At 70.1% G+C, this 24,426-nt stretch carries 34 protein-coding genes and 1 pseudogene; 33 read left to right on the forward strand and 2 right to left on the reverse strand.

Translation table 11 applies throughout. The features are described 5' to 3' along the window. Positions 1-90 precede the first annotated feature (90 nt). From ACWD3E_RS03250 to ACWD3E_RS03410, 33 genes and pseudogenes are all read left to right on the forward strand, one after another. Positions 91-435 (forward strand): hypothetical protein, encoded by a 345-nt coding sequence (locus tag ACWD3E_RS03250; protein WP_164932256.1) that lies wholly within the window; start codon positions 91-93, stop codon positions 433-435. A gap of 23 nt (positions 436-458) precedes the next feature. Further along, positions 459-1,550: an AAA family ATPase gene (locus ACWD3E_RS03255; protein WP_171053097.1), complete on the forward strand. Its 1,092-nt coding sequence runs from the start codon at positions 459-461 to the stop codon at positions 1,548-1,550. A gap of 31 nt (positions 1,551-1,581) precedes the next feature. Then, entirely contained in the window at positions 1,582-2,712 is a 1,131-nt protein-coding gene (locus ACWD3E_RS03260) for a PD-(D/E)XK nuclease family protein (RefSeq protein ID WP_451385814.1), read from the forward strand. Between the two features lie 103 nt (positions 2,713-2,815). Beyond that, on the forward strand, positions 2,816-3,781 hold the full coding sequence (locus tag ACWD3E_RS03265; protein WP_451385815.1) for a helix-turn-helix domain-containing protein: 966 nt from the start codon (positions 2,816-2,818) through the stop codon (positions 3,779-3,781). A gap of 104 nt (positions 3,782-3,885) precedes the next feature. Further along, a complete protein-coding gene (locus ACWD3E_RS03270) occupies positions 3,886-4,314 on the forward strand; it encodes a hypothetical protein (RefSeq protein WP_356859078.1) in 429 nt (142 codons plus the stop codon). Between the two features lie 79 nt (positions 4,315-4,393). After that, positions 4,394-5,047: a hypothetical protein gene (locus ACWD3E_RS03275; RefSeq protein WP_451385816.1), complete on the forward strand. Its 654-nt coding sequence runs from the start codon at positions 4,394-4,396 to the stop codon at positions 5,045-5,047. Then, a complete protein-coding gene (locus ACWD3E_RS03280; protein ID WP_128803091.1) occupies positions 5,047-5,265 on the forward strand; it encodes a hypothetical protein in 219 nt (72 codons plus the stop codon). Before ACWD3E_RS03275 ends, ACWD3E_RS03280 begins: the two co-directional genes overlap by 1 nt. After that, on the forward strand, positions 5,262-5,417 hold the full coding sequence (locus tag ACWD3E_RS03285; RefSeq protein WP_164932258.1) for a hypothetical protein: 156 nt from the start codon (positions 5,262-5,264) through the stop codon (positions 5,415-5,417). The genes ACWD3E_RS03280 and ACWD3E_RS03285 overlap by 4 nt, the downstream gene beginning before the upstream one ends. A gap of 60 nt (positions 5,418-5,477) precedes the next feature. Then, positions 5,478-5,960 carry a hypothetical protein gene (locus tag ACWD3E_RS03290; protein WP_451385817.1) on the forward strand — a complete coding sequence of 161 codons (483 nt, stop codon included), beginning with the start codon at positions 5,478-5,480 and terminating at the stop codon, positions 5,958-5,960. Positions 5,961-6,030: 70 nt separating this feature from the next. After that, complete coding sequence (locus tag ACWD3E_RS03295; protein WP_451385818.1) at positions 6,031-7,527, forward strand: DNA cytosine methyltransferase; 1,497 nt, start codon at positions 6,031-6,033, stop codon at positions 7,525-7,527. Further along, positions 7,524-7,982, forward strand: a complete 459-nt coding sequence (locus ACWD3E_RS03300) for a hypothetical protein (protein ID WP_351867290.1) — start codon at positions 7,524-7,526, stop codon at positions 7,980-7,982. The genes ACWD3E_RS03295 and ACWD3E_RS03300 overlap by 4 nt, the downstream gene beginning before the upstream one ends. A 21-nt stretch (positions 7,983-8,003) precedes the next feature. Then, positions 8,004-8,378 carry a hypothetical protein gene (locus ACWD3E_RS03305; protein WP_138055410.1) on the forward strand — a complete coding sequence of 125 codons (375 nt, stop codon included), beginning with the start codon at positions 8,004-8,006 and terminating at the stop codon, positions 8,376-8,378. 39 nt (positions 8,379-8,417) lie between these two features. After that, positions 8,418-8,735: pseudogene (locus tag ACWD3E_RS03310) on the forward strand (HU family DNA-binding protein); the annotation flags it as partial. A 72-nt stretch (positions 8,736-8,807) separates the two neighbouring features. Then, entirely contained in the window at positions 8,808-9,608 is an 801-nt protein-coding gene (locus ACWD3E_RS03315; protein WP_451385819.1) for a hypothetical protein, read from the forward strand. Continuing rightward, positions 9,608-10,042 (forward strand): hypothetical protein, encoded by a 435-nt coding sequence (locus tag ACWD3E_RS03320; RefSeq protein WP_451385820.1) that lies wholly within the window; start codon positions 9,608-9,610, stop codon positions 10,040-10,042. Before ACWD3E_RS03315 ends, ACWD3E_RS03320 begins: the two co-directional genes overlap by 1 nt. Further along, the gene (locus ACWD3E_RS03325) at positions 10,039-10,383 is read left to right on the forward strand and encodes a hypothetical protein (RefSeq protein ID WP_451385821.1); all 345 of its coding nucleotides are present in this window, start codon (positions 10,039-10,041) and stop codon (positions 10,381-10,383) included. The genes ACWD3E_RS03320 and ACWD3E_RS03325 overlap by 4 nt, the downstream gene beginning before the upstream one ends. Beyond that, positions 10,380-10,604, forward strand: a complete 225-nt coding sequence (locus ACWD3E_RS03330; RefSeq protein ID WP_451385822.1) for a hypothetical protein — start codon at positions 10,380-10,382, stop codon at positions 10,602-10,604. Before ACWD3E_RS03325 ends, ACWD3E_RS03330 begins: the two co-directional genes overlap by 4 nt. Continuing rightward, positions 10,601-11,287, forward strand: a complete 687-nt coding sequence (locus tag ACWD3E_RS03335; protein WP_451385823.1) for a hypothetical protein — start codon at positions 10,601-10,603, stop codon at positions 11,285-11,287. The genes ACWD3E_RS03330 and ACWD3E_RS03335 overlap by 4 nt, the downstream gene beginning before the upstream one ends. A 159-nt stretch (positions 11,288-11,446) precedes the next feature. Further along, positions 11,447-11,854 carry a hypothetical protein gene (locus tag ACWD3E_RS03340; protein ID WP_451385824.1) on the forward strand — a complete coding sequence of 136 codons (408 nt, stop codon included), beginning with the start codon at positions 11,447-11,449 and terminating at the stop codon, positions 11,852-11,854. Continuing rightward, the gene (locus ACWD3E_RS03345) at positions 11,851-12,165 is read left to right on the forward strand and encodes a hypothetical protein (RefSeq protein WP_451385825.1); all 315 of its coding nucleotides are present in this window, start codon (positions 11,851-11,853) and stop codon (positions 12,163-12,165) included. Before ACWD3E_RS03340 ends, ACWD3E_RS03345 begins: the two co-directional genes overlap by 4 nt. Positions 12,166-12,262: 97 nt before the next feature. After that, complete coding sequence (locus ACWD3E_RS03350) at positions 12,263-12,610, forward strand: hypothetical protein (RefSeq protein ID WP_451385826.1); 348 nt, start codon at positions 12,263-12,265, stop codon at positions 12,608-12,610. A 35-nt stretch (positions 12,611-12,645) separates the two neighbouring features. Next, positions 12,646-12,924 (forward strand): hypothetical protein, encoded by a 279-nt coding sequence (locus ACWD3E_RS03355; RefSeq protein WP_451385827.1) that lies wholly within the window; start codon positions 12,646-12,648, stop codon positions 12,922-12,924. Positions 12,925-12,941: 17 nt separating this feature from the next. After that, complete coding sequence (locus ACWD3E_RS03360; RefSeq protein WP_451385828.1) at positions 12,942-13,541, forward strand: hypothetical protein; 600 nt, start codon at positions 12,942-12,944, stop codon at positions 13,539-13,541. 79 nt (positions 13,542-13,620) lie between these two features. Continuing rightward, positions 13,621-14,676 (forward strand): N-6 DNA methylase, encoded by a 1,056-nt coding sequence (locus ACWD3E_RS03365; RefSeq protein ID WP_451385829.1) that lies wholly within the window; start codon positions 13,621-13,623, stop codon positions 14,674-14,676. 91 nt (positions 14,677-14,767) lie between these two features. After that, on the forward strand, positions 14,768-14,956 hold the full coding sequence (locus ACWD3E_RS03370; protein WP_128803103.1) for a DUF4314 domain-containing protein: 189 nt from the start codon (positions 14,768-14,770) through the stop codon (positions 14,954-14,956). 70 nt (positions 14,957-15,026) lie between these two features. Next, complete coding sequence (locus ACWD3E_RS03375; RefSeq protein ID WP_451385830.1) at positions 15,027-15,842, forward strand: hypothetical protein; 816 nt, start codon at positions 15,027-15,029, stop codon at positions 15,840-15,842. Between the two features lie 52 nt (positions 15,843-15,894). Next, positions 15,895-16,428, forward strand: a complete 534-nt coding sequence (locus ACWD3E_RS03380) for a DUF6349 family protein (protein ID WP_451385831.1) — start codon at positions 15,895-15,897, stop codon at positions 16,426-16,428. A gap of 829 nt (positions 16,429-17,257) precedes the next feature. Further along, positions 17,258-18,667 (forward strand): ATP-binding protein, encoded by a 1,410-nt coding sequence (locus tag ACWD3E_RS03385; protein ID WP_451385832.1) that lies wholly within the window; start codon positions 17,258-17,260, stop codon positions 18,665-18,667. A gap of 2 nt (positions 18,668-18,669) precedes the next feature. Continuing rightward, positions 18,670-19,092, forward strand: coding sequence for a roadblock/LC7 domain-containing protein (locus ACWD3E_RS03390; RefSeq protein ID WP_451351353.1), 423 nt, complete (start codon positions 18,670-18,672; stop codon positions 19,090-19,092). After that, positions 19,089-19,439: a DUF742 domain-containing protein gene (locus ACWD3E_RS03395; protein WP_451385833.1), complete on the forward strand. Its 351-nt coding sequence runs from the start codon at positions 19,089-19,091 to the stop codon at positions 19,437-19,439. The genes ACWD3E_RS03390 and ACWD3E_RS03395 overlap by 4 nt, the downstream gene beginning before the upstream one ends. Beyond that, on the forward strand, positions 19,417-20,055 hold the full coding sequence (locus tag ACWD3E_RS03400; protein WP_451385834.1) for a GTP-binding protein: 639 nt from the start codon (positions 19,417-19,419) through the stop codon (positions 20,053-20,055). The genes ACWD3E_RS03395 and ACWD3E_RS03400 overlap by 23 nt, the downstream gene beginning before the upstream one ends. Beyond that, on the forward strand, positions 20,052-21,269 hold the full coding sequence (locus ACWD3E_RS03405) for a cytochrome P450 (RefSeq protein WP_451385835.1): 1,218 nt from the start codon (positions 20,052-20,054) through the stop codon (positions 21,267-21,269). Before ACWD3E_RS03400 ends, ACWD3E_RS03405 begins: the two co-directional genes overlap by 4 nt. Before the next feature lie 121 nt (positions 21,270-21,390). Continuing rightward, positions 21,391-22,626 (forward strand): cytochrome P450 family protein, encoded by a 1,236-nt coding sequence (locus tag ACWD3E_RS03410; protein WP_451385836.1) that lies wholly within the window; start codon positions 21,391-21,393, stop codon positions 22,624-22,626. Positions 22,627-22,704: 78 nt separating this feature from the next. Here ACWD3E_RS03410 and ACWD3E_RS03415 read toward each other — a convergent pair whose 3' ends face one another. Continuing rightward, positions 22,705-23,742, reverse strand: coding sequence for a rod shape-determining protein (locus ACWD3E_RS03415; RefSeq protein WP_451385837.1), 1,038 nt, complete (start codon positions 23,740-23,742; stop codon positions 22,705-22,707). Positions 23,743-23,883: 141 nt separating this feature from the next. Beyond that, positions 23,884-24,312, reverse strand: a complete 429-nt coding sequence (locus ACWD3E_RS03420) for a CU044_2847 family protein (RefSeq protein ID WP_451385838.1) — start codon at positions 24,310-24,312, stop codon at positions 23,884-23,886. Positions 24,313-24,426 lie beyond the last annotated feature (114 nt).

The following is a 24,426-nucleotide window of genomic DNA, read 5'->3' on the forward strand; positions in this document are numbered from 1 at the left end:
GGTCGATGATGTTGTCGATCGACATTCCTCCTGCCCGAAGATAGATTCCAACACTCCAGGGTGTTCGTACTATCTCTGAGGGGGAGAGCCTTGCTGATCGAACAGCCGCCGTTGTTCGGCACCATCCAGCCCGTTCGCCACCCCGCCGACGTCGGCAACCTGACCATCCAGCAGCGGTTCGAGGCATTCCACGCGCTCAACCCCTGGGTCCTCAGGGCGCTGGCCCGGATGACCGCCGACTGCGCGGAGAAGGGGTTCGGCCGCATCGGCATCGGGATGCTCTTCGAGCTCCTGCGCTACCAGTACGGCGCGGCCACCCGCGGCGACGAGTTCGCGCTGAACAACGACTACCGCTCCCGGTACGTCCGGCTCCTGCTGGCCGAACACCCGGAGTGGTCCCCGCTATTCGAAGTCCGAGCCCTGCGCACGGACTGACCACGACCTCTTGGAGCCAGATCGTGAACGCACCAGCGGGCGCCGCCAAGCCGCCCGCCATCAAGCTCAAGACCCGCAAGCCGACCGGCATCGTGCCGTGGCCGCTGATCCTCATCGAGGGGGAGGAGGGCGCCGGCAAGACCTACTCGGCCGCCCAGTTCTCCGCCTCTGAGCGCATCGGCCAGATGTACTGGATCGACCTCGATGAGGGATCGGCCGACGAGTACGCGGCGATCGAGGGCGCGAACTACCTGATCATCGAGCACGACGGCACCTACAGGGACATCCTTGAGCAGGTCGAGGCCGTGCACGCCGAAGCTCGGCGTGCCGCAGCGGCCGGGGAGCCGCCGGTCGTCCTGACCATCGACTCGGGCTCGGCCCTGTGGCGGATGCTGACCAACTGGACGTACGAGCGGGGCCGCAGGACGCGGAAGAACCGCAAGCTGCTCCAGGAGGACCCCGATGCCGCCTACGACATCGGCCGGAACCTGTGGAACGACGCGCTGGAGCGGTGGAACAGGATCATCTACCTGCTGCGCACCCTCCCCGGCATTGCCATCGTCCTGGCCCGCGGCAAGCAGGTCAGTGCCACGGACGACAACGGCCAGCCGATCCAGAACCAGACAGAGTGGAAGGTCTCGGCCCAGAAGGACCTTGGCTTCGACTCGACCTGCTGGGTGCGGATGAAGCGTGACGCCGACCCCCAGATCATCAAGGTGCGGTCCCTGCGCATGCGCGTGGAGCAGAGGAAGCCCCTGACGCTGCGGGACTTCAGCATCGAGGACCTGGTCTTCAACGGGCTCGGCTGCTCCATCGAATCCCAGCCGCGCGTGATGCCCGCGCTCGCCGGTGACCTGGTGCAGCCGTGGCTGACCCGCATCGCCGAGCTGAAGGACAAGGAAGCCCTCGGCGCGCTGTGGCGCTCCGTCCCCGACCCGGCCAATCGCCTTAGCCGGGACGAGATCGCCACCGTCCGGGCCGCCGCCGAGCAGAGGGCGGCCGAGCTGGACAACCCGCGCTCGGAGATGGGCGAGGGCCCACTGACCGACGCCGACAAGCTTCGCGCCGCCGCCAAGCGGAAGGCCGCCGAGCAGGACGAGGACGCCGAGCAGTGACCGGCCCGCACGCACCTCTTGGAGAACTCCCATGTCCGTAGCCACCATCGTTGACGGCGTCGCCCCTTCCATCTGGGACGCCGCCCACTACGTCGACGCCCGCCGCCCCCGCTCCCGACAGACCCAGCTCGGGGCCTCCGACACCGTGTGCGGCCGACGCGCCGCCTACATCCTGCACGGCGTCACCCCGACCGACCACGCCGACAAGCGCGCGGCGATCCTCGGCACGTTCATCCACTTCGGCCTGCTGGAGTCGGCGCGCACGGAGTACGGATGGCTGGTGGAGCGCAGCGTCCAGGATGACCTGATCCGGGGTCACGTCGACGTCGTCCAGCTCGATGCGCCGACCGCCGCCCGCCTGCCCGCCCGGCACAGACCGGTGATACCCGCTGACGTGCTCACCGTGGAGGACGTGAAGACGAAGTCCACCTACATGTGGGACCGCGTCCTTCGGTACGGGGCTACGGAGGCCGAGCTGCGCCAGGTCCACCTGTACGCGGGCGCACTGCACGAGGTCGGGTTCGAAGACGTACCGGGCCAGCGGTACCTGTCTCGACTTGGACCGCTGGACATCGGCCGCATCCGCTTCCGGTTCATCAACCGCGACAGCGGCGCCGAGCACATCCAGGAGATCGACTTCGACCCGCAGCGGGCCGCCGAGGCCCAGTGGTGGGTGGAGCGCGTGCGCGAGACCAGCGACCCCGAAGAGATGCCGCGTGACTTCAACGGACCGGGTCTCGACGCCATCTGCGACTACTGCCCCTTCCGCTCCCTGTGCTGGCCGGGGACAGCCCCGGGGGTCCCGGAGCAGACGGCCCTCATCCACAACGACGCCGACCGCGAACAGGCGCTCATCGACTACGTGAAGGGACACGAACTCGCTAGCGAAGGCAACCGGATCAAGACGTTCGCGCGCAAGAAGCTGGACCAGTCCCCGGCCGGCATCTACGGGCCCAACAAGCTCTCCTGGCGCGGCGGGAACGACGAGGAGAAGGACGACGTGGAGGCGATGGTCGACCTCCACGAGGTCGCTGGCATCCCCGTACCGATGAAGCCGGACGCGGATCGCATGGTGAAGAACCTCAAGGCGGCCGGGCTGCCCGTCCCGCGGCGAAAGACCGGCAAGAAGACGGCTCCGGTCATCAACGTCGCGCCGGCCTGACCCGGAACCCCGAACTCCTCAGCCCCGCCCGTGAGCCACGGGCGGGGCGCCCGTCCTGCCGCCACACCTGCACCGCCCAAGGGGAACCGTGTCCATCCAACTGATGATCGCCGCGGCGTATCTGCCGCCTGATGTGCTCAGCCAGAGCCAGAAGCTCGCCCTCATGAAGATCGCGGATAGCGCCGACGACGAGACGCGTCTCGCGCGGCCCGGCCTGACCCGCCTCGCTGCCTGGGTCGGCGTGACCGACAAACGCGCCATCACCATCGTCACGGAGCTGATAGCCAAGGGCCTCGTCGAACGGGTCGAGACCGGCAAGGCGGGTCGATCCGCCGTCTACCGGGTCTTCCCGCTCGGCGTACCTCCCACGCCGACCACGCCGGAGCTCAAGGAGGCTGCGGAGGCCCGCAAGGCCGCCCCGAAGAACCCCCGCAAGGCCCGCTCGGGGGTGGTGCGCTCGGCTCCGGCCAAGCCCGCGATGACCTATCAGGACGTCGAAGCCCGCGAGGCCGAACGGCAACAGCGGGCTGAGAAGCCGCAGGTGGAGGCAGGGTTCCACCAGGGGAACCCAGAAGGAGAGGCAGGGTTCCACGGGGGGAACCCGGAGGGGACAGAGGGCCGGGTTCCACCGGTGGAACCCGATGAGTTTCACGGGGGGAACCCACTGGGTTCCAGCGGTGAAACCCCTTCCTTTCCTGGTTCTTCCTCTGTCCTTCCTTTCCCCCCTACCCCCACGGCTGACGCCGTAGGGGAGCCTGAGCCCGCTCCGACAGAGACCCCGACGCCGGACCGCGAGGTGCCGCAGAAGGGCTGTGCGCGGCACCAGGGCCGTCCTGCTGCCTCCTGCCGTGGGTGCGGCACCAACCCGCGCGCAGGGCGCGAGAGGGAGCGGGAGGAGGCGAAGGCGGCGGAGCATCAGGAGCACGGGCGCTTCTGGGACGAGTGGCACGAGGAGGCGGCCAGCCGCCGCCAGCAGGTCGAGGAGCGGCCGGAGTCGGTGGAGTCCGCCCGCCGGGCCGTGCGTGAGGCACTGCGCGAATCCAAGGCGCGCAGACAGCAAAAAACTTAGGCCCCCAAAGGAATTTTTCGCCAGGAATCTGGACATCCCTGGTATTGCATATAGAATAGAACCAGAAAGAGGGGGGAAGGCCCCCTCGAACCCGGAAGGACAACATGAGCTACCTGCCCACCCTTCGCCGCGCGCACAAGGGCGCGATCGTGCTCGACGGCAGCGCCGCCGCCCATGAGCAGATCCGCACCCTTGCCGACCTCTACCGCGAAGACCCTGAGGGCGTCGGCGACATGCTCATCCAGATCGCCGACCTCAAGGACCAGGCCGAACGTGAACGCGACCTCGACGGCCTCGGTCACGCCGAGCACGTGCGGGACGACATCGTGACCGAACTGCTCAATGAGATCGGTGGCGCGGAGATCTACCTCGACCCCCGCGACAACCACCACGCCCTCATGCAGGCGCGCAGCCTCGCCCACCAGGCCCGGCGCATCGCTGACGCGGCCCAGCAGCGCGCCGACGAGCTGGCGGTCCTGACCGCCGTCGCCCGAGGTGCGCGCGAGGAGCGCAGGAGGCCCCCCGTCTGCTAGGGCAGGCGTTTCAATCGATTCCGAAATAGATCCCAACTCTGTACTGTTGGGCGGCACAAGACCTCTTGGAGAGAAACCCGTGAGCAACCACCTCGCGCAGATGGCCCCGATGCCCGTGCACGGCAACACCGACGACCCGCTGTGGCGCAAGCTGTGGAACGCCTACGAGCCGGTCATCACCGCGCTGCGGCGCATCCCGCTCGTCGCCGACGTCGAGATCTGCGGCGGCATGTTCGGCATCACCGCGCAGCTCACCGACGGATCGCACCTGTGGATCTCCTCGGTCGAGGAACTGCCCCTGGACCCCACGGAGGTCGAGGGCTGGCACGTCAGGCGGGCCCATGAGGACAACCCGACCGTTGACGAGCTGGTCTACAACTCCACCGAGGACGGCGAGCACTCGCAGAACGCCAACAACGTCGTCCCCCTCGTCCAAGCCATCGCCGCCTTCGTCGCCGAGCGGGGCCTCGCGCCCAAGCTGATCGACCTCATGTCCGTCCAGCTCGACGGCGTGACGAAAGACCACAGGCGCATCAGCAAGCTCGTCCAGGGACCCTTCGATGACCGCAACGCGGCGGTCAAGGAGTACGGCTACGCCACCCACGAGCTGATGGAGCGCGGCTGGCGGTGCATCCACGAACAGGGCGGCACGGACTGGCCCCTGACCATCTGGGAGTTGAAGGGCGAGATCGTCACCATCTACCTCGCCCACGTCGGCCTGGTGAGCGCCTGATGCCCGGCGCGGAAGCGGACCGGCCCAGCGCGGTCGAAGAGACCACCAAGCGCCCGTGCACCTGCGTGATCGCCCACGTGCAGAACGACGAGGAGCGAGCCCGCGTGCAAGCCGCGCTGGACAACGCGCTGAGGACGAACGACGCCCAGGCCGTTCTGGTCGCCTGCATGCAGCTCATGCAGCCCTGCCCGGCCCGCGACGAGCCGGTGGCGCGATGACCGTCTCGCTCGCGCTGCTCGCGCTCGCTCTCGGCGTCGCCGCCGGCCTGGCCGTGCTCGTCGTCGAGGAACTGCGCTGGGAGGCCCGCAACCGGGTCCCGAGGTGCACCACCTGCGGCGAGCAGCACCCCCGACACGCCGCCCACCGCTGAACGCTGTCCGGCCCGCTCACCCGGGCCGGACAGCCGCAGACCTCTTGGAGAAACACCCCCGTGGGATACGACATCTACATCCAGACCGCTGACGGCACGCTGGCCGAAGGCGACGAGAACTACTTCCGCTTCGCCTGGACGGCGATGCCGCGAACGCTCGACGCGATGGCCAACTTCGGGATGCTCACCGAGCTGCCCGTTCCCTCCGTCCCGACCCTGTCCGCGTACGGACTGGCCATCGAGGACTTCCAGCCTGGCACCCAGCCGGACCAGGCGACGGCCAACCGTATCGCCGAGTTCCGCGCCGCGTACCAGGCCGCCCTGGACGCCGCCGAGCCGAAGCCGACCGGCATCCCGTCCTACAAGCTCCAGGTCAACGGCGGTTTCCTCGTCACCGTCGCCGAGATCAGCGCCGCCCTGACCACCTACGAGGCTCACCCTCACGTGGACATCGCCGAGATGCCCATGGGCGACTCGACATGGCGCGCGTGGACGGCATTTCTGCGCCGCGCCCGGACGCACGGCGGCCTGCGCACCTACTGATCCCGGCCGCTGCCCGGCCCCGCGCTGCGGGGCCGGGCTCCGTAGACCTCTTGGAGAACGAACCACCACCATGGCCAAAGTCATCGACCTGCTGTGCGGCGCAGGAGGCAGCAGCACAGGGCTTGTCGAAGCCGGGTACGAACTGATCCTCGGGATCAACCACTGGCAACTCGCGATCGACACGCACGCCGCCAACCACCGCAACGCGGACCACGCCTGCATCGACATCTCCGGATTCCCGATGCGCTATCTGCCCAACGCCGACGTCCTGTGGGCGTCGGTCATCTGCACGGAGATCAGCCCCGCGGGCGGGCGGCGGCGCGAGACCCACCAGATGGATCTGCTCGACCTCATCGAGGAGGGCGACGACTGGGAGGCTCTGACCAAGGACGCCTTCGAGCGGACCCGGGTCACAGGCTGGTGCGTCGTCCGGGCAGCCGAGGCCAAGCGGTTCAAGGCCATCGTCGTGGAGAACGTCGTCGAGTTCGGTCTCGACTGGATCTTGTTCCCGAAGTGGCTTGAAGCGATGGAACTGCTCGGCTACCAGTACCAGATCGTCTGCGTCAGCAGCGCCCACATCGGCGACGACGTCAACCTGCGCGCCCCGCAGTGGCGCGACCGGATGTACGTGGTCTTCACCCTCAAGACCATGCGGAAGCCTGACCTGGAGCCCAGGCCCCTCGCGCCGTGCGTGGACTGCGGCGAGGACGTGCACGCCGTCCAGTCGTGGAACGTGGCGGGCGTACGGATCGGGAAGTACCGGCGCGACTACATCTACCGCTGCCCCAAGAGCCGTTGCCGCCACGCCATGGTCGAGCCGTATGTCCGACCGGCCAGCGACATCATCAACTGGGACGATCTCGGCACACGCATCGGCGACCGCAAGAAGCCCCTCGTGGACACCACGATGGACCGCATCCGCGCGGGCCTCCTCAAGTTCCCCTACCGGCCCAGCTCGATCACCCTCACGCACGGCAAGGAGGGCGGCGACCGGGCGTACGCCGTCGAGGACCGGCCCCTGCCGACACGCACGGCCAAGCAGGGTGACGCCCTCCTGGTGCCGACCGGCGGCTCGTGGAACACCGACGCCGTTCCCGTCGACGTGCCGCTTCGCACTCGCACCACCCGGGAGAGCGAAGCACTCCTGACGGTGGACCCGTTCATCGTCGAGTTCCGCAACCACGCCACCGCCAGCCCTGCGGCCAATCCGCTGAGCGGAGTCACCGCACAGGGCAACCATCACGGCCTGGTCACCCACGCCGGCCGTGTGCCGGAGTGGGCGAGGAACACCCTCGTCGTGCCGTACCGCAAGGCCGCAGTGAAGACGGCCGCCGAACCCGTCCACACCCTCTCCACTCGCGACTCGGCCGCCCTGGTCCGCTCCGCGCCGGACATCAACGACTGCTACTTCCGGATGCTCAAGCCCCGCGAACAGCTCGAAGGACAGCGGTTCCCGGCGAAGTACGTCGTCTACGGCAACCAGGCCGAACAGACCATGCAGGCAGGCAACGCGGTCTCCGTCAACGTCGCGCGGTGGATAGGCCAGCGATTGGAGCCCGTCCTGTGACCGGATCTCGCAGTGCCCTCCCCGGCACACACGTCACCGACCACGCCCCCTGCTGGGGCGATCCCGACTTCGCCGTGGCCGACAACCGGTGGAAGACCGGTAAGGACCTGGTCGCCATCTGCGAACCCGTCCTCTACGTCTGCGGCGGCTGCCCCTACCGAGCCGCCTGCATCCGGCAGGTCCTGCCCGCCAAGAACGACTTCGACGGCGTCTGCGGCGGCCGGATCTGGCTCAACGGCGTGATCGTTCACGCCCTGCCGGATGCCGACCCCTCGGAGCTGCCGACGGCGGTCATCCGCAAGTCGTGCGGCACCGCCGCCGGGTCCCGCGCCCACCGCCGCGCCGTCGAGCAGCAGTGCCCCGACTGCCAGCCCTTCTACCAGCCCGGCCCTAACCCACTCGACGCCGAGGACGAGCCGGACGCGCAGCAGCTCGAACTCCCCGACGTCGCCTGATCCACCGAAGGAGTAGGACAGATGAACAACCGATCGATGCGCGAACTCCTCGGCCCCGTCGCGGCCGTGGCGCTCATCGCTCAGCTGAACCCAGACCTGCCCGCGCCCGGCATCGAGTTCGCCGCCATCTTCTACGACGGCGTGGAGTACGGCATGGGCGTCCGGCTGCACATGCACCGGCCCCAGGAGGGCGTCTACGAGCGGTGGGCGCACCTGATCGGCAGCAACGACCCGGACTCGCACACCAATCCGGCCACGACGGCCCAGGGCAACCTGTGCCGCCGCACCTACGGCAGCTACGCGGACATCCCCGTCGAGGCCGTCGCCTACGTGCCGCAGGCCGCGCCCCGAGCCGCCAACCACTGGGCGTTGGCACTCGGCGAGCCCGCCGCCTGATCTCGGCCGCTTCCCACCCCAACCCACAGAAGGACAGCCATGAACAAGAAGCTCCTCATCGAGGACGTCGCCGCCAAGATCGGCTCCCGGACCGTCGCCGCAGAGGCGGTGGAGGCCGTCTTCGACTCGATCGTCCGCGCGGTGGCCGAGGGGAAGCGGGTCAGCGTGACCGGCTTTGGCTCGATCGCACCCGTGGAGCGTCCGGCGCGACTCGCGCACAACCCGCAGACCGGAGAGCGGGTGAAGGTGGAGGCCACCCGGGCGGTCCGCTTTCGCCCCGGAGCGTCCTTCAAGGCCCTGGTCGACGGCACCAAGCCGCTCCCGGAAGAGGGCAGCGCCATCAAGAAGGCCCCGAAGACGCCTCGCCCCTGACCTGCACGCCGTTGCCGCCCCGGGAGGACCCGGGGCGGCCCGAACCCGGAGCGAACAGTGACCGCTCACGTCGTGCAGTTCAGCGGCGGCATCGGCAGCTTCGCAGCCGCCGTCCGCGTCGCCGAGAAGCACGGAACCGACGACCTCACCCTCCTCATCGCCGACACGGGCATTGAGGACGACGACCTGTGGAGATTCGCTGACGACACCAGCCGTCTGCTGGGGGTGCCGCTGACCAAGGTGACGGACGGGCGCACGCCCTGGCAGGTGTTCCGAGACAAGAAGTTCCTGGGGAACGACCGACTTGCTCCATGCACACGGGCGTTGAAGCAAATCCCGTGCCGCGCGTGGATGGAGGCGCACAGGGACCCCGCCCAGACGCTCGTGTACGTCGGCATCGAACCCACGGTGCGCGACAGGGCCCGCATACCCGCCATCGCCCGCGCCTGGAAGCCCTGGCGCACCCGTTTCCCCCTGTGCTCGAAGTGGGAACCGCCGCGCACCAAGAGTGAACTGCTCCAGGAGGCGCGCGCACTGGGCGTCGCTCCGCCGCGCCTGTACGAGCTGGGCTTCTCCCACAACAACTGCGGGGGGACATGCGTCCGGGCGGGGATGCGTCAGTGGAGGCACCTCCTCGACGTCATGCCCGACCGGTACGCCTACGCCGAGGCGCAGGAAGAGGACCTGCGCCGGCTGTTGGGGCCCGTCACGATCCTCCGGCAACGACGCAAGGGCGTCGCCCGCCCTCTGCCCCTGGCCGAGCTCCGGCGGGCGCATCAGGCGGCGCCCATGCTGCCTGACGAACGAGAAGCGACCACCGTCCACCGCGACGAGCTGATGAACGAAGAGGTGTGCTGATGCACGAGGACATAGCCGAGCGCGTCTGGGAAGCGGTCGGACGCTGGGTGGAGGGGCGGCGCGAGGAGTCCGTGCAGATCCTCGCCACGCTGGCGGAGACGCAGACGCCGTCGATGATGTACGGGGTGGCCCTGGGCATCGCCAATGTCGCCAAGGCCGCGCTGACGAAGATGCACGGAAGTCATGGCCACGCCTGCTTCTGGGGGATCAGGACCGCTGACGGATCGCGGCCGGAGGACACCGTCCCCCCGCATCACCTGTTCGCCGCGCGCTTCATCGCCGCCTACCTCAACGACGACACGGACACCACGCTGGCTCTCTACGACGCCGCCTACAGGGCCGATGACCCGGACCTGTGGCCCGCGTGCATGCACACGCTTCTCGCCGCGACCGGGGAAGCCGTGATCGCGGCCACGCCGGGGGCTGACCGGTGAGCAACGCCATCACGTACTCAGCGGACGGGCTGCGCGATGATGTCGCCGACCCGGCGACCTGGAGCGTCCGGGTGTGCGCACACCGCTGCTCGACGTGCATCTTCCGGTCGGGCAACCTCATGAACCTGGAGCCGGGCCGGGTGGCGGGCATGGTCAAGAAGGCTGTGGCGAACGAAGGGCACATCGTCTGCCACAAGACGCTCGGCACGGACACGCCCGCCATCTGCCAGGGGTTCGCCAACCACCCCAGAGGGCGGGTGGCCTCGTTCACGCTTCGACTCGCCCGAGCAGGCGTGCTGAGGATCGTCCCCGTGCAGCCGGACCAGGAGAGCGGGTCGTGACCGGACTGCTCTGCGCGCTCGTCCTCCTCGGCTGGCTGGCCGGGGCCGTCATCCTGGCTGCCGCCGTCACCGTGCTGCTCGCCGACGAACCGCTGCTGCGCCTGGCCGCGCGACTGATGCCCGTCGCCGTGGCGCTGTACCTCGCTGTCGTCATCGTCTTCTGGCCTGCGGCCGTCGCCGAGAGGGCCGTCGACGCACTGGTGAACCGGGACCGCCCATGACCCACATACGAACCGGCCGCATCTTCGCGGCCTGCCACCCGCAGGACACCGCTCGCATCCGCATCGTGCGGTACGAGGAGGGGGACATGCGCGCCCTGGTCGCCGACGCGGCCACCGGCCTTCGCCAGCGCCTCATCCTCGCGTCGAGCCTGCACCCCACGGCGGTCACCGGAACGGGAAGCAGACGCAGGAGCGGATACGCGCCCGAGGACGCGCCCGCGGTGACCAAGCCGCCGGCGCCGCCCGAACGCGGAGAAGTCGCTGCCGAGACGACGGACTGGTTCGCCGGGATGCCTGGGCGCCGCTTCCGCGTGGCACTGCCCCCGCGGCTGCTGCTCCTCAACTCCAACCAGCGGCTCCACCATCACCGTCGCGCCGACATCACCAGAGTTCTGCGGCGCGCCGCCTGGGCGGCTTCGCGGGCAGTGCCGCATCTGGAGAGGGCCCACATCGTCGGCGTGCTGCATCCCGAGGACCGGCAGCGACGCGACCCGGCCAACTGGTATCCCAGCTTCAAGGCGTGCGTGGACGGACTCGTGGACCAAGGAGTCCTGGACGACGACGACCACACGCGTGTCATCGGCCCGGACATGAGGATCGGGCACGTGGTCACCGGGTCCCGCCTCGTCCTCCACATCAGAGAGCTGGATACGGCGGAAATCCCCGCTGAGCTGCGGAAATAGCTCAGCCCCCCGCAAAGAAAATCGCACCAAAATCTTGCAAACCCCCCTAATGCATATAGAATAGAACCAGACGAAGGGGGAAGCCCCGCCCGAACTCCGCCCGGCGGCCGGTGACATGCAACCCGGCTGCCGGGCGGACCTACACCAAGGAGGACACGCGTGACACCGGTCGACCCCTGTCGGATCGCGGATCGTCAGGTCTGCCTGGCCACCCGCGATCTCTCACGCGCCGTGCTGCGACGCCTGACGGTCACCGCAGCCGGGATCGAGCCGCGCATCAAGACGATCGTCGCCACCCAGGCCGACGGCCCCGGAAGCTACGCCCTGTGGCGCCTGCACGGCGACGACGGGCGACTCCTCCTCCAGTTCGACCTGCTCAAGGAGCCGGGTACCGCGTGGGCCAGCCTCACCGGCGACGTGTCCTTCCTCGCCCGGCTGGCCGACCTCCGCACCCACCCGCCCGGCTACTTCTACGTCCACCCGCTACCGGACCCCCGCGACATCGCTATCCCCCTGCCCTCCAACCCCCGGGGCCTCGCCCCGCGCACGATTGGACCGCTTCAGTGATCGCCACAACCCCCGCCCTGCTCGTCCAGCCCGACGGCCAGGTTGACGAGATCGTCCTCGACTCCCATCGGCCCGACCAACTGCGGTGCTCGATGGGGGCGGTCGAGCGGCACTACTCCCGCAGGCTCCTGCTGTGCACCAACGGCGTTTACACCCCACTGGGGCGGCAGATGGGCGGCGTCGGAGGCGTCCTCGACCTTGCCGCTGACGCCAAGGATGCGGGCACCACGCTGGTCGCCGACGCGCTGGCCGCCGCCGGGCCGAACGAGCTGGCCGACAACGCAACGGCCCTCGTGGTGGACCTCCCCTAGAACCGACCCGCTTCCCGCCGTGACCACCGGCACACCACGCCCTGAATGCCTATAGAAAAGAAGCATCAAGGCGGTGTGCCCCCGAACTGGAGACCCCATGCCCGCCCGCCCTACCCCGCCCGTGATCAACACGCCGGAACACCACTTCGGCGCCATGTTCCTCGTGATCGCCACCCGCCAGCCCGACGACGCGGCGCTGCGCGCCGCCGCCAACCTCATCGACAGCGCCGCGACCGCGTGCTGGGCGCTACGACCGGACGACCTCGCGCCGCTCACGCAGCAGCAGTACCGCCAGCTCCTCGACTACGCCGCCGCCCCGCAGGTCCTCGACCTGGCCCTCTACCTCGGGGGCGACCGGAAGCAGATCCGCACCCTCATGGACCACATCGGCCGCGAGATCGCCGAACTGCTCATCCACCACCAGCCTCCGCGCGCCCAGAACTGATGCCGTCCACGCAGCCACCGAAGGAGAGAAACGAGATGAGCGACATCCCCACGTGGTGGGTGATCTTCCACGAGCCCAACCCGGCCCAGATGGACATCGTCGCCGTCGAGCCCGCACCCACCGACCCCGACCACCAGGACGCCCGGTGCGCCGAGTTCACCCAAGCCGGGCAGCGCGCCTACGTCATCACCGCGACCGACCCGGACGCCGCGAGTGAGATCGCCGGGCGGGTCTGGGCGAAGGAACTCGTCACGACGCCCTCGCGGCTGGCCGCAGCAGACGCCTACCTCGCCGCCAACGCCCGTACCGAATAGACCCCTTGGAGAACATGATGCACACCATCGAGTCACAGATCCTGTGCGCCAGTCTGGTGGCCCGCCTGCGCGTGAGCCTCGACGCCGCCGAGAGCGCCCTGCTCGCAACCCTCGAACACTTCCACGCGCAATCCCACGACCCCGCCATCGCCCGCGCAGGGTTCACCCCCGACGAGTACCTGCTGATCGCCGTGCGGACACCCCGCTTCAAGGCCACCCTCACCGCCGGCGCCCTCATGGCCGACGGCCGGGAGACCGACTCCCGGCTGAGCTGGGAGTCGTTCGTCCAGCGGGAGATCGCCGCTGCCGAATGCGCCCACCACGCCGTACCGCCTACGGCCCTTCTCGGTGACCTCGACGCCGTGCACCGCGTCGGACGGCGGCTCGGCCTCAGCGACGAGCAGACCGACCAGTTCGTCCCCGGCATCGTGCTCACCCTCGCGCAGGGCTACCCGTACCGCGCGCCCGAGCAGCGCCACCTGAGCCTGGCCGACATCCTCGCCCAGGTCACCACCGAGGACCTGACCGAATTCCTCCGGCACGCCGCCCTTTCCGCAGCGGGCCACGCCAGGGAAGCCGCCGCCGCGGCCCGCCGCATGCAGCGCGGAGCGCGCTGACCCCTCTCTCCGGCGGCCCGCGTAGCAGGCGGGCCGCCGCGCCGACCAGCGCCCGACGCTCTTGACCCAGGAGAACAGCATGAGCCAGCTCGACCTGTTCGGTGACGCCGACGTTCCCGACGAGCCGCCACCCCCGCCCATCCCCGCCGTGACCCGCAGGTACCTCGCCGACCTCCCGCCGGCACCTGCGCCCGTCACCGTCTCTGCATCGGCCCGCCCCAAGCTGGCCACGGTCAAGCCCAAGCTGGAGCACTACCGCCCCTCGCTGAGCAACCCGCACCAGACGGCCTTCGACATAGCCGAAGCCGTCAGCCATGCCTGGCACAACGCCCAGGGCGGGGCCGCGATCGAGATTCCGATGGGTGTGGTGGCCACGCTCGCTCTCTGGCCCCTGCGCGGCCCGGACGCCTACCTCGCCGCCGACTGGTGGCTCAGCCTTGACGACACCCAGCTCCTCACGGCGTTCCGCGAGTGCTGGGCACGCTGGTGGATCATGCGGCCGGACCTGATCGACCGCGCCACGCCGCTGCACAAGTGGATCGAGGACGAGAAGCCCGGACCGACGCGGGCCCGCGCCGTCAGGGCGGTGGTCGAGGCCGCCCTCACCCGCGGGCTACTCCACCTGACCAGCAGCGACGACGCCTACTACCGTTCGACCTCCGACGTGATGGGGGCGGTGCTGGCCATCATGCGCTCTAAGGGGGCTCACGACGCTCTCGCGGAGGTTCACACGCCGCCGGAAGTCGCCGAACTGATGGCCCGGATGCTGCTCGATGACATGCGCCTCAAACCGGGGATGAAGTTCGATGAGCCGACCGGCGGAACCGGTCAGATGTACCGCGCGGCCGTTCAGGTCATGCGGGAGAAGGACATCGACCCCCACGAGTTCGGATGGGCTCTGACCGACATCGATGAACTCGCGGCGGCCGGAGCCGCCGTCAACGCGATCATCTGGGACCTCGGCCCGCACGTTCTGATCGCCTGTGGCGACACCCTGCACGAGGGCAACCTGTACGCGAAGGCCGCCGACCAGGCGCGCGCCGTCATCGAACGCCGCGATGACCTGCGTGCGCAGGCCGCCATCCTCGCGGCGATCCAGAAGGTCGAGGCGCTGGTGCGCGGAGTGGCTGCCTGACCAGGGCAGACGCCCCCGAAATCTCTTGTAGGAGATCTTGACCTTGCCCTGAATGCATATAGAATAGAACCAGCGAAGGGAAGGGGTTCCGATGACCTACAAGCGAGGCGACCGCATCGCGCTCGTCCACACCACCGATCCGCACACCGACCTCACCGAGGGAGACGAGGGAACCGTCCGCCGGTACGACGCCAACCTCGCCCAGCTCTCCGTCGACTGGGACAGCGGCTCCACGCTCTCGATGCTCCTGGACGACGGCGACGAGGTGCGTCCCGCGTAACCCCGTCGGGCCCGTCCCGCACCGGGACGGGCCCGACACCTCATCAGCAGACCTCTTGGAGACACGCCCCATGCTCATCACCGACGCCGCAGTCCGAGAAACGGCGGCCACACTTGCCCAGAGCCTCGGAGGAGACTGGGCTCTCGACCCCGAAGCGCCCGCCGACGGCGCGGCCCACCTGATCTACAGCGACGGACGAGCCATCAGCTTCCGCCCCATCTTCGGCGGAGCAACCGTCCAGCTCTGGATCACCGGCAACGCCGCGCCCACCCTCCCCGCCGACGCCAGCCCGGCTGAACGCGCCGCCCACGAGGCCCACGTCGCCGTGCGCCTTCCCGAAGGCCACCGCTACAACAAGGCGACCACGCTCGTCACAGACGAAGAGGAGGAACCGGCGGTCATCATCCTGCGCACTCTCGAAGACCTCCTCCCGGCCTTCGAGCACAAACCCCGCTACGTCGGCCACAAGCCGTGGATAGACCTCTTCGACAACGCCCTCGCGGCCGTCACCGCCGAGCGCACCCCCTCGCCAGCCGCCGCCACCAGCGCGGAAGACCCGGACCCCGAGCCGGAGGCAGAGCCCGAGCCGGAGGCAGAGCCCGAGCCGGAGGCAGAGCCCGAGCCGGAGGCAGAGCCCGAGGCGGAGCCGGAGGTCGAGCCGCAGCCGGAAGCCGACCCCGAGCCCGAGGCCGCGCCCGAGCCCGAGGCGGAGCCGGAGGCCGATCCGCAGGCCGAGCCCCAGCCGGAGCCCGAGGCGGACGGCAAATCCGAACCCGCCCCAGCCGAAACGGCCAGCCTCCCGGCCGACGAGCAGCCGGGAGCCGCCGCGGCTCGGCGTCCGCGCAAGCGCACGCCCAGGCGGCGCCCCAAGGCCAACACCAACTGACCCGTACGACTCGACAAGGGGCGCGGCAACGCCGCGCCCCTCCCGGAGTGCCATGAGCAACGACACCGGAGCCATAGCCCGTCAGCGCCACTACACCAGTCTCCGGAACGCCGACAGGGAAGTCCTCCGTGGGACCTGGTCCATCGGATACGGCGACCCCGGCTTCACCACGCAGTTCGGCACACCGCCGGAACCCAGCGACCATCACTCGGCCACATCCATACACAAGATCGTCACCGACGCCCTATGGCTGCATCGCGGTGCCTGCCTTGCCTGTCCCTGGGAGGGGCCAGACCGGCGACGCCGAGACGCAGCGATCGAAGACGCCCACGATCACACCCATCCCGAATGGCGCACTCTCCCGATCATGGACCGGGCGAGCGGCAGCGGGTCAAGGATCTGGTGGCAGCACGTCAGGGCGAGGTACCCGCAGGGTTGGTTCGACGCCGGCGGACCGCTTCGGCTCTACGCTGAACCGCCCTTCGACCGGCATGAGGCCGGGGCCGCGCCCGGTGGCGGATTCATCCTCCACACGACACGTCGTAAGCCGAAGCCGTCCAGCGCCATACAGCTCACCCTGGAATAGGCCGGATCGGCCGGGTAGAGTCAGGGCACGACGTCTGGCCTGTATGAACGGCCACAGAGGCTCTGCCCCGGTTCTGGGGCAGGGCCTCTTCGCATTGGAAGGGGAATCCGCTGCGGAGTAGTTCGACCACCGGCCCCGAGCTGTTGCGATCGTTCCCGGAGCACGTCCCCACGTCCCCGTGGGGACTCGTTGAGGACGCGTTGGGGACACAAGGACAGGAACAGACTGACAAAGGTTCCAGAGCCCCAGCACACGTCATGCGGTCTGAGCTGGGAAAACGCCCAAAACCAGCGCAGAGAAGCAAGGGCCGCCAAGATCCTCAAAGGACTCATAATCCGTCGGCCGTGGGTTCGAGTCCCACCCGCCCCACCACAGCAGCTCCGTGCAGGAACGTTTTCACCTGCGGTGACAAGGAAGCCCCTCCCTGTTGGAGGGGCTTCTGTCGTTGGTGGGGCCTGCCGTCATCGATCTTTCACAGCCATCCGGTCAGGAGCCGTCGAACACTCTGCTGGTTTGTGGATAAGCTCTGGGCAGACCGGAAAAGGCCACCGGGCGTTGCTGACGTGACGCAGGACGACATGACCGCGTACCCGGAGGACACTGTGCCCGCCGCTCCTTCAGCCTTAGTCGGCAGGCCCGTTCGCCTCGGCCGTACCTCCCGCAGTCTCGCGGTGGAGGCACGTTTCTTATTCACAGGTCTGGGGCCCCTCCGTCCACCTCTGACCTGTCATGCCCGCATCCAGAGAAATGTCCCCGCGGCGGGCGGGACGTGCAGTACCGGTGGCATCACCTCGCTCGGTCGTGACTCGGACACCCTGGAGAGGACTTGATGACCGATCTGATACCGGCCGTGAGCGCCGCGGTCGCTCTGGCGGCCGGAGGGACCACGTGGCGCTTCCAGCGGGCGTACCGGCGCGAGCGCGGCAGGGCCGACCGGCTCCAGGGCCGTACGGACCAGCTCACCCAGGAGCTGCGTGCCGTGGAGTACGCCCTCGGGCAGCTGGCCGCCGAGGTGCTGCCGGCGGCGGGCGCCGCCGCCCTGCCCGACCAGCAGCGAGGTGCCGACCTCGCGCTGCCCGTGGCGCTGGCGCACACGCCCCTCGCCGCGCGGCTCCGCGACGTCGTCGGTCAGGCGGTCGCCACCGTGACGCGGGTGCGGGAGGCCACCCACGCGTCCGCCGAGCAGCGCATCGCCGAGATCCGGACCGCCGCGGACCAGGAGGTCGCCAAGGCGCGCCGGGAGTCGCAGCAGGCCACGCGCGCGGCCGTGCGCAGCTTCGCGTCGAACGTGGTGGCCCGGGCCTCCCGGCTGAGCCGGGAGATCAGCAAGGGTGTCCGCTCCCACCAGGACGACGAGGCGTACGCAACGCTGGTGCACATCGACCACATCGCGCAGCAGATGCTGCTGACCGCCCAGGGCTACGCGGTGCTGGCCGGCGACAAGCTCTCCAGGCGCTGGCCGAAGACCTCCCTGACCGATGTGATCCGTGCCGCGATGGGCCGCATCGAGGGCTACCAGCGGGTGGAGCACCACGAGTCGGACACCATCTCCGTGGAGAGCCGCGCGGTCGAGGCCGTCGTGCACACCCTGGCACTGGTGCTGGACAACGCCCTGCGCTACTCCCCGCCGGCCGCCCGGGTGCACGTCTCGGTGGAGGAAGGCCATCACGCCTGCTTCCTGATCGTCGACGACGCAGGTCTGCGGATGGACGACGAGCGGCTGATGTGGGCCAAGGACATCATGTCCGGCAAGCAGCGCGACGAGATCACACAGCTCGGCGCGCATCCCCAGACCGGTCTGCGGGTCGCCTCGCTGCTCGCCGAGAACTACGGCTTCCGGGTCGAGTTGACCGCACCGAACATCTACCAGGGCACGCGGGCCATGCTGGTACTGCCGAAGAACCTCCTGGTCTTCTCCGCCACGCCCCAGCCCACCGCGGCCCGGCCCGTCATCGCGCCCCGGACCGCCGAGGAGTCCCAGCCGGCCGCCGCGTCGGCCGCACAGGATTCCGTCGCCCCGGAGCCTGAGCCTGCGCCTGCGCCTGCGCCGGCGCCCACCGCGATCACCGCGAGCGGACTGACCGTCCGTCAACGCCCGTCCAGGGTGCGCAGCTCCGCCCCCGCGGCGCCCGAGGCGCCGGTCGTGCCGGGGCGGCCGAGCGTCGCCGCCGCCTGGGCGGAGGGCACCCGCCGAGGACGCCAGCCCGAGGAAAACACCGGACCCACCGAAGGAAACTGACCATGCGCGACACGCACAGCAACAGCCTGGGATGGCTGCTCGACCAGGAGCTCGGCTCCGTCGAGGGCGTCGAATACGCCGTGCTGATGAGCAGCGACGGACTCCTGCAGGCCCGCACGCAGACGATCGGCCAGGAGGACGCGGAGAAACTCGCCGCCGTCACCGCCTCGCTGCGCGCCGCCGGCAAGGCGTGGGACGAGCACGTCGGCGGCAAGGGGATGTGCCAGCTGCTCATCGAGTCGCAGGGCCGTATCGGGCTGACCACCGCGGCGGCGAGGAACTCGATGGTCTCGGTGGTCACGACGGGTCCGGAGGCCGATGTCGGCCTGATCACCCATCACATGGTGCGGCTGGCGACGCGACTCGGCCACGAGCTGGAGGTCGGGGACCGGCGCCACGTCTCGGACGACGGCACAGCGACGTGAGCGGTCCGCGGCACGACCCGGACCTGATCAGGCCCTACGTCCGCACCGGCGGACGGAACCGGTCCAGGCCGGATGTGCACCTGGAGACGGTGGTCATCGCCGCGTCCGGCCCGACCGACACGCTCGGGCCGGACACCCGCAGGGTGCTGCGCCTGTTCGCCGGCGGGCGGGGCGGCCTGGCCGTGGCGGACATCGCCGCCGCGCTGGAACTGCCGCCGTCCACCGTGCGGATCCTCGTCTCCGAGCTGATGGACAGCGGCCATCTGGCCAGCCCGGCCCCCGCCGAGGGCCGGCCCGGACTCGACCTGCTACAGGAGGTGCTGCGTGGACTACGCGAACTGGTCTGACCAGTCGTCCCACCAGCCTGCCGTCCACTACGTGGCCCCCGCCGTGGCCCGGTCGGCGAAGATCGTCGTCGCCGGGGCGTTCGGCGTCGGCAAGACCACCTTCGTCGGCAGTGTCTCCGAGGTGACACCGCTGCGCATGGAGGAGCCGATCACCGAGGCGAGCGTCGGCGTGGACGATCTGCGCGGCACGCCGCACAAGACGACCACGACGGTCGCCATGGACTTCGGGCGCATCCACCTGCTGGGCGACCGGCTGGTGCTCTATCTGTTCGGCACTCCGGGCCAGACCCGTTTCCGCCCCCTCTGGGAAGGGCTGACCGAAGGCGCGCTGGGCGCCGTCGTCCTGGCCGACACCCGGAACCTCGACGGCTGCCACGAGGTGCTGACCTTGCTGGAGGAGCAGCAGACGCCGTACGCCGTCGTCATCAACGTCTTCCCCGACGCGCCCCGCTACCCCCTGGACGAGCTCCGGCAGGCGCTCGCGCTGGATCCGGACACGCCGCTGACCGAGTGCGACGCGCGTGACCGCACCTCCTGCGTGTACGCGCTGATCACCCTTGTCGAGTACCTGACCACCCGTCATGTTCCCGCCTCTCTTGTGGAGCCCCGCCCATGACCACCCCCGCCTCCGGCACCGCGAGCCAACCGGCGCGGGTCGCGCTCTACGACGCCGCGTTCGCCGAGGACCCGCATGCCGCGTACGAGCGCATGCGCCGCGTCCACGGCCCGCTGGTCCCCGTGGACCTCGCCCCCGGCATCCCGGCGACCCTGGTCATCGGCTTCCACCAGGCCCGGCGCATCCTCAACGACCCGCTGCACTTTCCCGCCGACCCGCGGATCTGGGAGCAGGCCGTACCCCAGACCTGCCCGGTCCGGCCGATGATGGAGTGGCGCCCCAACGCGCTGCGCGCGTCCGGCGCCGAGCACACCCGCTACCGGGCGGCGAACACCGAGGCCATCCAGGGGGTCGACCAGCACGAGCTGCGGGCCCTGGTGGAGAAGGTCGCCTCCGGCGCCATCGACGCCTTCCGTGGCCTCGGCCGGGCCGACCTGCTCACCCAGTACTCGTTCCCCATCGCCTTCCACGTCCTGAGCGCGCTGCTCGGCTGCCCGGACGAGATCGGCGTGCGCATCGCCGACGGCATGGCCAAGATCTTCGAGTCCGAGGCGGAGACGGCCGCCCTCGGCAACCAGATCCTCGGCCAGGCCCTGGCCGAACTCGTCGCGCTGCGGCGGCAGTACCCCGGGGACGACATCACCTCCCGGCTGATCGCGCACAGCGCGCGCCTGGACGACATGGAGATGCTCCACCAGCTCGTCACGCTGTACGGCGCGGGCATCGAACCGCTGACCAACCTGATCAGCAACACCGTGCTCAGGATCCTCACCGACGAGCAGTTCTCGGCCGGCCTGCACGCCGGGCTGCCCGTCCGGGACGCCCTCGACACGGTCCTGTACACCGACCCGCCGATGGCCAACTACTGCATCAGCTACCCGCCGTACCCGATCGACGTCGAGGGCGTGCTGCTCCCCGCCCACCAGCCCGTCGTCATCTCCATGGCCGCCTGCAACAACGACCCGGCCATCACCGGCGGCCTCGGCGCCGGTGAGCTCGCCGGCAACCGTGCGCACCTGTCCTGGAGCATCGGCCCGCACACCTGCCCGGCCCGCACCCACGCGTACCTCATCGCCGAGACGGCCGTCGCCTGCCTGCTCGACGCGCTTCCCGAGCTCGACCTCGCCTGTCCCGAGTCCGACCTGGTGTGGCGGCCCGGCCCGTTCCACCGCGCCCTGGAAGCCCTGCCCGTGCGCTTCCCCGCGGTCGTCTGACTGCCCAAGGCCGTCCGTTTCCGCGGCGTCGTCCGCATCCCTCCGCCGTCCTTGGCCTTCCACAACGGTCCGAACCCTCGTCCGTAGCTTCCCCCCGCAGCTGTCCGAAGGAGAACCGGCCTTGTCCCAGCACCCTCCGCTCGTCCTCGACCCCGCCGGGTCCGCCCGGCACCAGGAGCACGAGACCCTGCGCGCCCGGGGCCCCGCCACGCGTGTGGACGTCCTCGGTGTCCAGGCCTGGGCGGTCACCGACCCCGCCCTGCTCAAGCAACTGCTGACCAGCCCCGACGTGTCCAAGGACGCTCGCGCGCACTGGCCCGCCTTCGAGGAGACGGTCGCGACCTGGCCGCTCGCCCTGTGGATCGCGGTGAAGAACATGTTCACCGCCTACGGCGCCGACCACCGCAAGCTGCGGCGCATGGTCGCCCCCGCCTTCACCGCCCGCCGCATCGCCGAGCTGCGCCCGGCCGTCGAGGCCATGGTCACCGAGCTGATGGACGGCCTCGCCGTGCTGCCCGAGGGGGAGGTCGTGGACCTGCGCGAGCGGCTGGCCTTCCCGCTGCCCATCACCGTGATCGGCCACCTGATGGGCGTACCGGAGGACCGGCGGCCAGGCTTCCGGCAGGTCGTGGACGGCGTCTTCGACACCACGCTCACCCAGGAGGAGTCGCAGGCCAACACCGTCCGCCTGTACGGCATCCTCGACGAGCTGATCGCCGCGAAGAGCAGCGCTCCCGGCGACGACATGACCTCCCTGCTCATCGCGGCCCGCGACGAGGAGTCGGACGGCACCGGCTTCACCACCGAGGAGCTCCGCGACACGCTCCTGCTGATGATCAGCGCCGGGTACGAGACCACGGTCAACCTCATCGACCAGGCCGTCGTCGCCATGCTGACCCTCCCCGGCCAGCTCGACCTCGTCCGCACCGGCAAGGCCGGCTGGGACGACGTCGTGGAGGAGACCCTGCGGCACGAGCCGGCCGTCAAGCACCTGCCGCTGCGCTACGCCGTCACCGACATCGAGCTGCCCGACGGGCAGACCATCACGGCGGGCGAGGCCATCCTCGCCTCCTACGCCGCCGCCAACCGCCACCCGCAGTGGCACGGCGACGACGCCGACACCTTCGACGTCACCCGCACCGTCAAGGACCACCTGGCCTTCGGCCACGGGGTGCACTTCTGCCTCGGCGCCCCCCTGGCCCGCCTGGAGGTCGTGGAAGCCCTCCGCCAGCTCTTCGCCCGCTTCCCCGACCTGTCCCTCGCGGTACCGGCCGGTGAACTGCGCCCGGTGCCGTCCCTCATCAGCAACGGCCACCAGCAACTCCCGGTCCGCCTGGGCCCCGTGGCCGCGGGTTAGGCAGCACAAGAGGCGGGCCGCGCACATGGCGCGGCCCGCCTTCCGGCACGGTCTCCCAGTGTGCCGGGTCCGGTGGTCTCAGGCGGCCAGCGGGTCCAGCACCAGGGGCTCGATCTTGCCCTCCAGCATGGCGCCGATGCCCTGCGCGGCGCAGATGTCGGGCCGCTCGGCGATGTGCACCGGCATCCCGGTGGCCTGCCGGAGCATCTGGTCGAAGCCGGGCAGCAGCGCGGAGCCGCCGACCATCATGATCCCGCGGTCGGTGAGGTCGGCCACCAGGTCGGGCGGGCAGACGCGCAGCACCTTGCCGATGCCGTCGAGGACGGCCGTCAGCGGGGTCTGGATGGCGTCGCGCACGGCGGCCGTGTCGACCCGCACGCTGCGGGCGAGCCCGGTGGCCACATCCCGCCCGTGGATCTCGGTCGAGCTCGGCCCGTGCGGGGTGAGCCCGTTCCCGGACAGGGCGAGCTGCAGCGGCCGTACGGACTGGCTGGGCAGCATCAGCTCGTGCTCGTGCCGCAGGTGCTGCACGATCGCGTGGTCGACGGCCTCACCGCCCACCGGGATCCGCTCGGCGGTGACGATCGACCCCAGGGACAGCACCGCGACCTGCGTGGCCGCCGCCCCGCACACCATGATCATGGTGCCCTCGGGCCGCTCGACGGGCAGCCCGCATCCCACGGCGGCGGCGATCAGCGTGTCCACCAGCTCCACCCGGCGCGCCCCCAGCCCCACCAGCGTCTCGATCGTCGCGCGCTGTGCGAGCGGATCGGCGTCGTGCGGGGTGCAGGCCGCCGCGCGCAGCCGGGGCTTGCGGCGCAGCGTTCGGCGTATCTTGTCGCCGAGCAGATGCCGCAGCATCCGCTGGGCCATCTCGATGTCGACCACCGTGCCGCCGGACACGGGCCGTACGACCCGGATGTAGCTCGGCGTCCGCCCCGTCATCCTCTCCGCGAACTCGCCCACCGCGATGAGCGCGCCGGTGCGCGTGTTCACCGCCGCGGCCGAGGGCTGGTCGACGACGAGACCGGCGCCCTTCACATACACCCGGGTACGGGCCGCGCCCAGGTCGACGGCGAAGTGGCAGCGGCGCAACTGCTCCAGGCTGACGGTCACGGCAGATCCTCCCGAGTGCGCAGGCCTTGAGCGACCGCCCTTTTCGGCGGGCTCACTGGCATCCTGCGCGGCGCAGAGGGGCGGGCGCCTTCTGGAGGGGGCCGGGCGGGGTGCGGCTGAATGGGCGGTTTCCGGCGCGGCTCACGCCTCGGTGGTGGACTCCGGGGCCGTGACCGGTTCCGGAACCGTCGGCTGCTGCCCTGTCGACGACGGCTGTTCCGCGGTTCTCTGCTGCTCCGCCGCCCGCTGCGCGGACCAGCCGAGCCGGACCACCAGCTGCCCCTCCGCCGCGCCCTTGGCGATGATCGCGCCCGCCTCCGCGGTCAGCTTCACGCCGAACTCCAGCTCCACGGAGTCCGGGCGCAGGGCGCCGTCCCGGAAGACCCGCAGCGCGGACTGGGCGGCGGAGCGCACCCCGGCCAGGGCGCCCTCGAAGGTGCGGGCGGTCTGCGCGGCCGGGCCCTCGCCGCCCTCGCCGCGCGCGACGAGCCGGGTGCCGGTCGCGGGCTCCGCCGTCTCCACGACGACGAACGCGCCGTCCTCGGTCTCGAACTCCACCAGCCTGCTCATGACTCCATTGTCACGGAAGGCACTTGATCACGTCTGCTACAACTGCGTGTTTTTTCCTCACGGTTGGCGGAAACATGCCAGGACACCTTCCCGCCAGCACCGGTCAACACCCCT

Source organism: Streptomyces sp. NPDC002676 (assembly GCF_053592455.1).